Source organism: Verrucomicrobiia bacterium (assembly GCA_019634635.1).
Classification (GTDB): domain Bacteria; phylum Verrucomicrobiota; class Verrucomicrobiia; order Limisphaerales; family UBA9464; genus UBA9464.
In genome coordinates this window covers 19,870-31,664 of the sequence record JAHCBB010000048.1, presented here as the reverse complement: position 1 = coordinate 31,664, position 11,795 = coordinate 19,870, and the positions used below count along the sequence as shown (strand labels likewise).

Annotated in this window: 7 protein-coding genes; 3 read left to right on the top strand and 4 right to left on the bottom strand. The window is 67.7% G+C overall.

The window, feature by feature from the left end:
• Nucleotides 1–246: hypothetical protein (locus KF791_19775; GenBank protein MBX3734823.1), on the top strand; the 246-nt coding region annotated here is incomplete at its 5' end.
• A gap of 80 nt (nt 247–326) precedes the next feature.
• Here the strand turns inward: KF791_19775 and KF791_19770 are convergent.
• Nucleotides 327–602 carry a hypothetical protein gene (locus KF791_19770; protein ID MBX3734822.1) on the bottom strand — a complete coding sequence of 92 codons (276 nt, stop codon included), beginning with the start codon at nt 600–602 and terminating at the stop codon, nt 327–329.
• Nucleotides 603–953: 351 nt separating this feature from the next.
• Here KF791_19770 and KF791_19765 point away from each other — a divergent pair, with 351 nt between their 5' ends.
• Both KF791_19765 and KF791_19760 read left to right on the top strand, forming a co-directional pair.
• On the top strand, nt 954–3,995 hold the full coding sequence (locus tag KF791_19765) for a PQQ-binding-like beta-propeller repeat protein (protein ID MBX3734821.1): 3,042 nt from the start codon (nt 954–956) through the stop codon (nt 3,993–3,995).
• Between the two features lie 46 nt (nt 3,996–4,041).
• Nucleotides 4,042–6,108, top strand: a complete 2,067-nt coding sequence (locus KF791_19760; GenBank protein MBX3734820.1) for a hypothetical protein — start codon at nt 4,042–4,044, stop codon at nt 6,106–6,108.
• A 12-nt stretch (nt 6,109–6,120) separates the two neighbouring features.
• On the opposite strand, the gene polX is transcribed toward KF791_19760, so the two are convergent.
• From polX to KF791_19745, 3 genes are all read right to left on the bottom strand, one after another.
• Nucleotides 6,121–7,887, bottom strand: coding sequence for a DNA polymerase/3'-5' exonuclease PolX (polX, locus tag KF791_19755; GenBank protein ID MBX3734819.1), 1,767 nt, complete (start codon nt 7,885–7,887; stop codon nt 6,121–6,123).
• Between the two features lie 282 nt (nt 7,888–8,169).
• Nucleotides 8,170–10,974 (bottom strand): immunoglobulin domain-containing protein, encoded by a 2,805-nt coding sequence (locus KF791_19750; protein ID MBX3734818.1) that lies wholly within the window; start codon nt 10,972–10,974, stop codon nt 8,170–8,172.
• Nucleotides 10,971–11,732, bottom strand: a complete 762-nt coding sequence (locus KF791_19745; protein ID MBX3734817.1) for a type II secretion system protein — start codon at nt 11,730–11,732, stop codon at nt 10,971–10,973. Before KF791_19745 ends, KF791_19750 begins: the two co-directional genes overlap by 4 nt.
• Between the last annotated feature and the right edge of the window lie 63 nt (nt 11,733–11,795).

The window sequence follows — 11,795 nt, the reverse complement described above, 5'->3', positions numbered from 1 at the left end:
AACCTGCGTTCCGTCCAGGAGCTGCTGGGACACAACAGAGTGGAGACCACCCAGATCTACACCCATGTCATGACCCGGCCCGGCATCGGGGTGGTCAGTCCACTCGACGAGGGGTTGCCGCTGGGCTTGAAGGAGGAGGTGGCGCCGTACCGGGTCCCGGTGCCCGATCCGTTGTCACCCTCGCCGGCGCGCGTCCCTCCGGTGGTGGACGATGTGGCTTACCGGGTGGAGACGGAGGAGGCCTGAGGAGCGATTGTTGTCGTTGACCGAACGGCGCTCTGTTGAGCCACCGCTGGCGGTTTGGATCGCCGGTTGAAGTGACAGGTTCAAAGGCGTTCCCCGTCCAGTTCCACACGCGGGCTGGGACGACCCCCATCCTCCAGCGCGATCCGGTATCCGTCCGCCGCCGCCGCCACTGCCGGTGGCCGCGTCAGCTCCACAAATCGAATCATCGGCGTTCCGGCAGGCTCCACGTGGGTCTGCGCCGCGGTGATGCGCCGCAGCCGGTGATCGCCCAGCCCCGGCTGCCGGGATACCCGGCTGACCCCATCCCTGCCGCACCGGAGCCCCCGGCCGCCTCCCAGAGCGCCTCCGGCAGGCATCGCCCACCGCGCTGCTGTCGCCACCCCTCCAGTTGCCTGCTCAGGGTCCCGAAATCCGTTCCGCAGAATCGTTCTCGCTTCCGAGGCTGCCCGGCAGCCCACCCGCGCACCCAACGGCGCTTACCCGCGCCTGCCGAAGCAACACACACGGTCCAACCCGTCGGACGCCGTCCGCTGGGTGCTCGGCGAACAGTCGGCCAAGGTCTTCCGCGGCGCCGAGATAGCCGATGTGATTTTCACGGGCATGGACAAGCGCAAGCCGTTCGGGCCTGTCAAGGTGTCGCTCACGGTCGGCGACGTGGACGAGGATGATCCGCGCGCGGCCTGGGAGTCAGACCTTCCGGGGAAATCATGTGTCGTCAGGGGCGGTTCTCGACCATGCTGCATCGCATGATCCGGGTGCTGGGAGTTCTGCCGTTGGCGGCCTGGGTGGGCGCCACCCTGGTCCTCGCCGACTGGCCGACGGCGCGCGGCAATGGCGGACGCACGGGCACCACACCGTTCGAACCACCCGCACCGCTCGTGGCCGGATGGACGATGTCCACACCCGCACCCTCCCCAGCCTGGGCCGGTGAAGCGCGGGGCAGTCTCTGGCAGAAGCTCGATCAGCCGCTGTTTCCCAGGGCCGCCGATGACCTGGCCCCGGCACCCATCATCGCCGGCGGGCTGGTCCTCGTGGGAACCACCGATGGTGAAGTGCGTGCGGTCGAACGGACGACCGGACGCCTCCGCTGGCGCTATTTCTGCGGCGGTCCCGTCCGGTTCGCACCCGCCGCGTCCGGGGACCGGGTGTTCGTCGGTTCGGATGACGGCCTGGTTCATGCACTTCGTCTGGAATCGGGTGCATCACTGTGGAGGGCCCGTATCGGACCTGAGCGGCCACTGATTTCCGGCAACGGACGACTGGTCAGTCCGTGTCCGGTACGCACCGGTCTCCTGGTGTCGGGGGACACCATCCACGTGGCGGCGGGTCTGTTCCCGGTGGAGGGGACCTATCTGGCAGCGCTGGATGCGCGGGATGGCGGGATCCGCTGGCGCCGCTCGCTCGGCGGTGTATCGCCTCAGGGATATCTTGCCGATGCAGGGGCGGATCTCATCGTTCCGGTCGGGCGCGCCTCGCCCAAGCGCTATCGGAAACGCGACGGCGCCTTCGTGCGCGACGTGACCTCGGCCTCGGGCACGTTTGCCGTGGTGTCGGGCGAGGAAACCCTGGCGGGACCGGGTGCCACGGGCCAGATGGCCGCGGGGGATTTGCGATCGGGCGCCCGTCTGGTGTCGTTTCCCGGGCGGGCACTCGCGGTGACGCCAGAGACCACCTACCTGGTGAACGGCCGCGACCTCACAGCGCTGGACCGGGAGCGCATGCGGGCCAGCGGCGGCAACCTGCCCGAGGCAACCCGGTGGTCCGTGCCGTGTCGCGACGGTGCCGCAGTCGCCGTCGCGGGGTCGCGGGTCTTCGGCGGAGGGCGGGACACTATCCTGGTGCTCGACGCGACCACCGGGAAAGTGCTGCAGACTCTGCCCGTGAACGGGACGGTGGTTTCGCTGGCCGTGGATGCCGCCGGAGTCGTCGCGGTGACGGGCGACGGAGGGGTTCATGCATTCCTCGGGACGGAGATTCCGGAGGGGGCGACCCCGGACCTGGAGCCTCCCATTCCCAGTCCGGGGTCGCGGGCCCGGGTTGCCGACTGGCTCCGGCAACTGCCGTCCCCGAATGGGTTCGCGCTCTGGGTGAATCCCACAGACGCACTTTCGGACCTCGGGGCGCTGGTGGCGGATTCCGGGCTGCACGTGGTCCTGGCGGTTCCGTCAGGCCAAGTGGATGCCCTGCGCCACCGGGTGGCCGATGCCGGGTGGCCCGGATCCCGTGTTGCAGTGGTGGGGCGGTCCGCAGATGGCGGCGTCCCGGCCGCAAGTCACCTGTTCAACCTGGTGATTGCGGGGGATCTTCCGGAAGCCGAAGCCCGCCGCCTTGCCTGTCCGCACCCGGCGGGTGTGATTGTGCGCGAGGGTCAGGCCACCGCCGCACCGGCCGCCCGGGAGTCCGGGGCGTGGACCCATCTCTACGGCACCGCGGCCAACACCTGCGCTTCGGAGCAGCCGCTTCAGGGGCATCCGCGCCTCCAGTGGTTTGGTGGCCATGGTCCGGAGCGCATGCCCGACCGACACACCCGGGGTCATGCGCCGCTGGCGGCGGGGGGCCTGCTGCTTTCGATGGCCGAGAATGCAGTGATTGCCGCGGATGCATGGAACGGAACCGTGCGCTGGGTTCTCGAGCTTCCCGAATCCATGCGTTACGCGATGCCCTACGATGCCGGGTATGCGACGCTCCGTGAGGACGGGCGACGGGCGTTCGTGGCCGTCAATGAAGCCCTGTGGGAGGTGGATGCGCGGACCGGGCAGGCGGCGCAGCGGCATCCGGTCCCGGTCGCCGGATTGCACTGGGGCTGGGCGGCCCTGGAATCGGGCGTCCTGTTCGGCAGCGCGCAGGCACCGGGAGCTGCGCGAACCGGCAAGGTGTTTGAGCTGGTGGATCTCGATTACCGGTCCGAACGACCCATGGTGTGTTCGCGGGCGGTGTTCCGTAAGGGAGATGCTGATGGCCCGGGCGGGTGGCTGTGGGAATCGGAGGGACTGCTGGTCAACCCCACCCTGGCGGTGTCGGGCCAGCGTGTGTTTGCGGTGGAGGCCCGGGCGTCCGTGGCGCGAAGCCGTGCCTCGGATCGCCTCACCTGCGAGCAGATTCTCGAGGAGGCCCGTGTCGTGTGCCTGGATGCCGTCACCGGCGTGCTGGTTTGGAGCCAGCCGCTGCGGTGGCCGGAGGCGCGGGACATTCTCGGACTGACGGTGACCGGCGACCGGCTGGTCCTGTCGGCCGCCCGCAGCGTGGACGGGCAGGCGGAATACCGGCTGCGCTGCTGGAGCGCGGCGGACGGCTCCCCGCGTTGGGAGGCGCAGGGTCTCAACCCGGTGAAGGACCTTTACCACGGGCAGCAGGTGAAGCGGCCGGTGATCCTCCGGGACCGGGTCTCCTTCGAGAGCGACCTCTTCGACCTGGCCACCGGGCGTCGCTGGGTACCGCCGGGTGCCGCGCCGGACTGGATTCTTGCGCGTCCCGGCCATGCCTGCGGGGGAATGACCGGCGGCAGGGACGGACTGCTGTTCCGCGCGGACAATCCCACGCTGTTCCGCCTTTCGGACGGCGCGTTCACCCGGCTGTCACCCACGCGACCAGGGTGCTGGCTGAACATCCTGCCGGCGGCCTGCGGCGTGTTGATCCCCGAGGCCAGCGCCTCGTGTATTTGTGAGTATCCGATCCAGGCCTCACTCGGATTCGCCTTTCAGACAGACCCGGTTCCGATGCTGCCCGAGGTAATCCCCGCAGGACCGTGAAAACCGACCACGGGCCAGCTCCGGTGATCGTCGTGGAGGGAACTTCGTGAAATCGCTGCTCATCACCTGTGGCTGGCTGTTGTGCGGGATGGTCCGGGCCGACCCCGATGCGGCGCCCAGGGACCAGACGCTGGAGCTGGGTGCCATCAGCCATCAGCCCGACTCCTTTCGGTCCGGTGTCGGCAGCTCCGGGGAGTTCACCTGGTGGCTGCCTGCGGGAGCCGACGAGTACGTGCTGCCGATTTCAGCGGGAATTGCTGTGGAGGCCTCGAGGCCTGACCGCATGCGTTGGCTGCGCGAAGGCTCCCCTTGGTCGCTTTCGGAACTGCCGGTTCTCGGTGCGCGCCATGGCAACCAGATGCTGGTGGTCATCGTGCCGTGGCCGCACTATGCCGCTTTGGTCATGGAGGATCGGGTGGGTATCCGGTTCTCGTTTCCGGAAGGCCGGCATCAGGCGGCGCCGTGTGAGATCGTCGCGATGCTCCGGGGCCCCGATCCGTTGGACGTTGCCCGGTGCTTTCGGGAATGGCGCCTGACCGCCACCAATACCGGTGCGATCCCCCGACCGCGCCCCCTGCAGCAGAAAATCGCAGCGCTGGAGAAGGCAACCCGTCTGTTGGGCGCGCCCCATTGCTACCTCTGGGGACCCGCTTGGTTCAGCCGCCACGATGTTCCGAAGCACCGGTGGGTGCCGTTTGCCCGGGTGCTGCGTGCCGCGGCCCCCGACAGCCCCGGTGGGCGGCTGGTTGCCCGGTTTTCGGATGAGGGTCGAAGCGCACTGAACGAACTTGCGGCCGCCGAGTGGCCAATGGACCACCTGACGGTCCGTCTTGCCGATGCCATCAACGCCTCGCTCGAAGGCCCCGGGCTGTTGGAGCCGGCTCCCGGAGCGCCGGCTGCGGAGCGGATCCGTCGCAGCCAGCAGGCCCTTGCGGACGCGTTCGGGAATTTCGTCAATCCACCGCGGTCCTGGGGCGATGGGATGTCCCATTCCCTGCTCGACTCGCTGCACGATGCGGGGATGGGCCGGGCCCTGCTGCTGCTGAGCGATCTCCACGGCCGTTCCCTTCGCCCGGATGTCGTCGTCCGTGCGGAGGCGCTGGGCTTTCTGCTGGGGCCCTACGATTCCTACCATTCCGTGCATTCGCCGACAGCCGGTGCCGACGACACTTGGGAGACGGCCCAGTTTGATCTGGATGCTTATCAGCGCGGCCGGGTCATGAATGCCGACGGCTCGGGGCACGCGGGATTCAAGGGGCGGGGGTTTCACTTCTCGCCCCTGGCCGCCTGGCCCCATGTGCAGGAACGCGTCGGCCGGATGGTCCGGGAGGCCCCGTACTCCGCTTGGTTCGTGGACTGCGATGCGACCGCTGAGTGTTTCGATGATTTCAGTCCCGAACATCCGGCCACCCGGTGCGACGACGCTGCCCTGCGCCGGAAGCGGCTGGCGTGGCTGGAGTCCGGCCAGCGAATGGTGGTGGGCAGTGAGGGCGGGTCCGTGCTGTTCGCCGACGTCATCCATTTCGGTCACGGAGTCCACACGCCCTTCATCGGCCATCTCGATCCGTCCCTTCGCGACCCCCAAAGCCCCCACTTTCTTGGACGCCATTGGCCGCCGGACCGGCCGGATCTCTACTTCAAGCCCGTTCCGGTTCCGCCCTCCCTGAAGGTGCCGTATTTCGATCCTACGGTCCGGATTCCACTGTATCAGGCGGCGCTCGGCGACGAGATCGTGGCGACCCATCATTGGGGCTTTGACTCCCTGAAGTTTTCGGATGTCGAACGGGAACGCGAACTGCTCGAGATCCTCCACATGGTGCCGCCGCTGTATCATCTCAACCGCGAAACCTGGCCGAAGCGACGCGGGCGGATCCTGAAGCACCTGGCCTTTTGGGGACCGCTCCACCGGGAGCTCGGCACGGCGCCGCTGACGCAGTTTGCGTTGCTGAGCCATGACCGACTGGTTCAGCGGACGACGTTTCGACCCGCCGCGGGCGCGGTCACGATCACCGTGAATTTCGGAGCGCTTGCCCAGGCCGGCCAGGCGCCGTATTCCGCGACTGTGGCCGGGGCCATCCCGACGTCCGGGCAGATTTATCGCGCAGGGCCGTAACTCCGACGGAGGTCAGCCACCACCGGCCTCCTTGCCGGCCCGCTTGGACGCGAGGGCGCGGCGCAATGCGGCGAGGGGGCGGGTGTTGATGACGTCGTCCTTCGTGAGCCATCCCTTGCGGGCGATTCCGGCGCCCAGCCTCAGGAATCCCGCGTGCTCCAGCCGGTGCGCGTCACAGTTGATGACGCATTTCACCCCGCGTGCGGTGGCCCGCTGCCACAGGCGCCAGTCGAGATCAAACCGGTAGGGGGACGCGTTCAGCTCGATCCAGGTCCCGTGCGCCGCGCAGGCCTCGATGACGGCGTCGAGATTCACCTTGTACGCATCGCGCTCCAGCAGGAGGCGTCCGCTGGGGTGCCCGATCATGTGCACCCAGCGGTTGGACGCCGCCGCGACGAGGCGGCGGGTGTTTTCCGCCTCGGTGCTGCCGGGCACGTGCAGGCTGGCCACCACGACATCGAGGCCCTCCAGCACCGAGTCCGGGAAGTCGAGGCCGTCCTTCAGGATGTCCACCTCGATCCCGGTGAGCAGCCGGAACGCCGCTCCCTCGTCCTCCATCCGTCGGTTGACCACGTCCACGGCGCGGATTTGCTGCCGGAGCCGTGCCGGGTCGAGGCCATTGGCCTGAAAGCTGGCGCGTGAATGATCGGTGATCGCCCAGTAGGCGAGGCCCAGCTCGCGCATGTGGCTGGCGATGTCGTCGAGGGTGTTGCGGCCGTCGGACCAGTTCGAGTGGTTGTGGAGGGACCCCTTGAGGTCGGTCCATTCGACGAGCCGGGGCAGTGCGTCCTTCTCCGCGGCGACCAGTTCGCCGTGGTCCTCGCGCAGTTCGGGAGGCACGTACGCGAGCTCGAGCGTCCGGTAGATCCCCTCCTCATCCTCGCAGGGCAGACACAGCGACGGATCGCGGGTCTCCTCCTGGCTGCGGAAGAGGCCATACTCGTTGAGCCGGAGGCCGTGCGCGATCGCACGCTGACGCATCGCGATGTTGTGTTCCTTCGACCCGGTGAAGTAGGCGAGGGCAAACGGATACTCCCGGTCGGCCACCACGCGCAGATCGGCCTGAATTCCGGACTCCAGCAGCACGCTGGCCTTGGTGTCTCCCCGGGCGAGCACGGTCTGGATGCCTGCCTGTTCGACAAAATGGGCGATGACGGGTGCGGGGTCGCGCGAGGAAACCACGAAGTCCACATCTCCGATGACCTCCTTCCAGCGACGGAGGCTGCCGGCGACGGAGCAGCGGGTGACGTTCGGATGTCCCCGCAGGGCCTCCAGGATGGGCTCGGCGGCGGCGAGGGCGTCCACGAGGCGGTGCCGCGAGGCGAACTGCCGCTTGAAGGCGATGGCTTCCAGGATCTTCGTCTGCGACTTCTCCCCAAAGCCGTCGAGGGCGGCCACCCGGCCTGCGCGACAGGCCGCTTCCAGCGACTCGATGGAATCCACACCCAGCGTGTCGTGGAGCTTCTTGACCTTCTTCGGCCCGACTCCCTGCAGCCCGAGCAGGTCCACAAGCCCGGGCGGGAGTGACGCCTTTAGGTCCTCGTAGTAGGGCAGGCGCCCGGTGGTGACGAGGGTGGTGATCTTCTCGCACAGCGCCTCGCCAATGCCCGGAATCGTCTTCAGCCGGTCCTCGGCGACAATCGTTTCCAAGGGTTCGGAAAGCCCCTCCAACGTTCGCGCTGCATTCTGGTAGGCGCGGGTCTTGAACGGGTTTTCGCCCTTCAATTCAAGCAGGGTTCCAATCTCCGCAAGCACTGACGCCACCGCCTCCTTGTCCATGCGTGCGACCCTAGGATGCGATCCAGAAAATGAAAGGCCGCCGGGTTGCACCGGACGGCAATTTGGCGTGTTGTTCTTGGTTGGGGGTCTGCACCCGTTGGTTGCGTGTGGAGTCCCCACAGGCCCGGAGTGTGGTTGCGCGTACGGCGCGGCAGGAGCCTTGCCCCACCGGTTCCCCCCCCAAGGGCCAACTTCGCCAGGATGAAGGTCCCCCGAGCCGTTCATCCGCGGAATTCCCGCGGGCAGGACTCATGAACTTCACCGGCGGACACCTCGCCAGAATTAAGGCCGCAGCACGAAATACCCCGCTTCATCGCTCGCAGCCACGAGGACGACATTCTCATCGCCTTCGACCACCACCGGGTCCTCGACCGGTGCGTAGGTGCCCACCAACGTTCCGGAGGCGTTGAGCGTGAACCCGACCGCACCGGCCGGCCAGCTCAGCCGCACCGCGCCGCTCGCCGTCAGGATCGCTTGAAGGACCGGAAGTTCCGGTCCGGCCTCAACAGTCACAACGGCCGGTTCACTCCCGAGGAGTCCCAGACCGTCCGACACATGCGCCTGGTAGGTTCCGGCATCCGACGGGGAGACCCCGGCCACCGTCAGGGTGTCGGAACGGGAGCCGCTGATCCTGCCGCCGTCGGTCAACGGCTGGCCGTTGAACAGCCATTGATACCGCACGCCGGCGCCGGTGGCTGCGACCCGCAGGATCACCGTCGTGCCCGCACTCACGTCCTGGCTTTCCGGCTCCAGCGTGATCACCGGGGCCGCCCGGTTCCCGGGCACCAGATGAATGTCGTCAAACAGCAGCGAGACATCAGCACCCTCGGGCTCCGACGCGGCGATCTCGATGCGGAGCTCCACATCCTCGCCCTGGGCCGTGAACGGCAGGTACACGGCCCGATAGGGTGTGGCTCCACCCACCGGCAGGATCTCCTCCTCGAGCAGGGGCACTTCCGCCACCGAGACGCGGGCGATCGGCCGCCCACCGCAGCAGTTCCGCGCATTGATGCCCAGCACCAGCGTGTACTGCTGGCCGGACACCAGGCCGCTGACCACCTGGGAGAGCGAGGCGCCCACACTCTGGAGGAATCCGGCGCGATCCTGGTCGGGAACGAATCCATTGTCGGTGAACGGTCCCTCCTGGTTCACATTGATGCCCCGGCCGCCGGCGCCACCAGTCCATCCGGCGACCTGGAAGGGTTGCAGGTACCCCACTCCGGGCGGGGAGCCGCTGGCTTCGAAGCTGGGATTCTGGATCACGACCTCATCCGCGGCGCGCGGGACGATGCTTACGGCATCCAGCACCACGGAGGCGTCACCGGCAGCCTCATGAACAAACTCCAGCAGGCCCTCGGTGGCAGTGGGGGTGAACGCCACCTGGGCGAACGCATAATCCACCTCGCCGAGTTCCGCGGCGGGCCGGAGGTCCGGGAAGTCCGCCAGCACCGTTCCTGCGAAACTCACGGCAAGGCTTTGGGAGCGTTCGCCGCAGCAGTCGCGCGCGTTGTACCGGAACTGCAACCAATGGGCCCGACCGGATTCGAGTCCGGTAATCTGCTGCGCCAGGGTCCCGTTGCCCTGGATGAACGCCACCTGTTCGCGATCCGGCACCAGGCCGTTGTCGCCAAACGGTCCCGCCGGGTCGTTGGGCCCTCCCGCCCGGTTGAGCCCGGTGTTTCCGGTGCCCTGCCATCCGACCACCGGTCCGTAGCCCGGAAACGCCGGTGCCACGCTGGTTTCAAAGGAGGCGTTTTTCACCAGGGAGTTCACGACAATCACGGACGGAGTGGCCGGGACCGGGATGCGGCCGGATTCCAGGACGTTCACGACCACGCCGCCCCGGCGGAGGGTTTCGACGCTGAACGGCAGCGTGGTGGGGCCGCCGGGGGTGAAGGTGAGCGTCAGCGTGCCATCGCCGGCTGCCTCCGCCAGGCGCGCAATGCCCGGATTGGAACTCGCGAGCCGGACGCTAACCGGTCCGTCGTCGAGGGCGGCGGCGGGAATGGTCATCGCATGGGCGACGGACTGCCCCGGGCCCACTTCACTGACGAGCGGTGCAAACTCCATCGGGGCCAGGGGCGGACGCACAGACCCCAGCAGACGGATGTCGTCCAGCAGGAGGACATCCGCCCCGTCACGGGTCTGGGCCACGGTCAGGACCGCGTCCGTTCCCTCCGCAGTAAAGGTGTATGACACTTCCTGGTAGGCACCGGGGGACACCGGCACATGGGCAACGGCGACGTCCCCGACCGTCACGCTCAGGTGGGGTGCTGAGCCGCTCCCGGCATTGACGAACAAGCGGACCTCATACTCGGTGCCGGCGATGAGGCCCACCAGCGGCTGGCTGATGGATCCGGCGCCAACAATGAACGCCACGAGGTCCTGGTCCGGAGGAGTTCCGTTGTCGGCATAGCCTCCGGTGCCGTCGTCCACGCCGACGATGCCGGTCTGGCTCCAGCCGGCGAGATTTGGGATGACTCCGACGGCGGGCAGGGTGCCGCTGGCCTCGAAGCTCGGGTTGCGGAGGACCACATTGCCGCTGTCGCGGGCCACCACATGGATGCCATCGAGGAGGACCGTACGGTCGCCGGCGACGATGTGGTGGAGCCGGATGATGCCAAAGTCGGCCCCGGGAACGAACGGGGCGTTGAGGAAGTAATACTCCCCGGTCGAGGGGCGGATGTTGGGCGCCCTTCCGATTTCGACATCGTCGAAATACACCACGAGATCCTCGGAGGCACCCCCGCCGGCCCGTGCATCATAGAACAACTGGAGCCAGTACCCGGCGCCCGGGGTGAGGCCGTAAATCTCCTGGGTTACGTCCCCGCCGCCCTGTTTGAAGCCCACGCGCTCCCGGTCCGGCATCGGGGTGCCCGGGTTATGGAACGGGCCGCCGTTGCCGTAATTGATGTCGTTGACGCCGCTGGCGCCGGACCATTCGTCCACCGCGCTGTAGTGTGGCCAGGTCTCGTTGAAGTTGCTCTCGAAGCTCGGGTTGCGGACGAAGGCCGCGCCGAGGGTTTGCAGGGTGGCGACGACGGCGGGCAGGGCGGCCGCCAGGGCACGGGTGAGCAGTGTGTTCATGGCAGGTTTTGTCTGAAATTCATGATGATTCCGTTGGTTTGACGCCGGTTGCGGGAGTCCACATGGCCGTCGAAATACAGGACGTTGGCGGCGCCTTCCGGATGGGACGCCCCGTGCCGCCACCCGACGTCGTGCAGTCCCTCGGGGGTGCGCCCCAGGTGGGTGATCGCCGGGTGATTCAGCTCATGGGAGACGTCGGCGCCTGACAGGGTGCCCGCGGGCTGTGGCACATCGCCAAGCTTCCAGGTCCGCGGACTGGCGACGGACGGTGGAAAACTCACGAGCGTAAACTGGGACAGCGCGTAGCTGATCTTCCACGGATTTCCGGGCACGCCGGGGCGGTACTGCCGGTAGTTCCGGTAGTGGTTTTCCTTCAGGCGTTGCGGACAGGGGTAGATGGTGCGGCCGAATCCGCTGTTGGTGTCGCGTGTGCCGGCGGCGAAGGACCTGGACTCGAAATAGCGCTGGAGCAGGAAATGGAAGTTGTTGACGTCAGCCGAATCGTTGCCGGCGTTGTACCACCAGGCGTAGGGCATGTGGTCCTGGTGATCGGCGGCGTAGAGGACGATCGCCAGACCGATCTGCTTGAGGTTGCTGCGGCACCGGGTCTGGTCCGCCCGGCTCCGGGCGCGGGCCAGCGAGGGGAGGAGCAGGGAGGCCAGGATGGCGATGATCGCGATGACCACCAGCAGCTCAACCAGCGTGAAGGCACCCCGGCGGGGCCGGAGCAACGACGCGGACTGGGCACGGGCCTGCATGGCGACACGGGAACCCGCGCAGTAAACCCCAGTGTCGTCCCACCCGGCAACCCGCAATCCCCG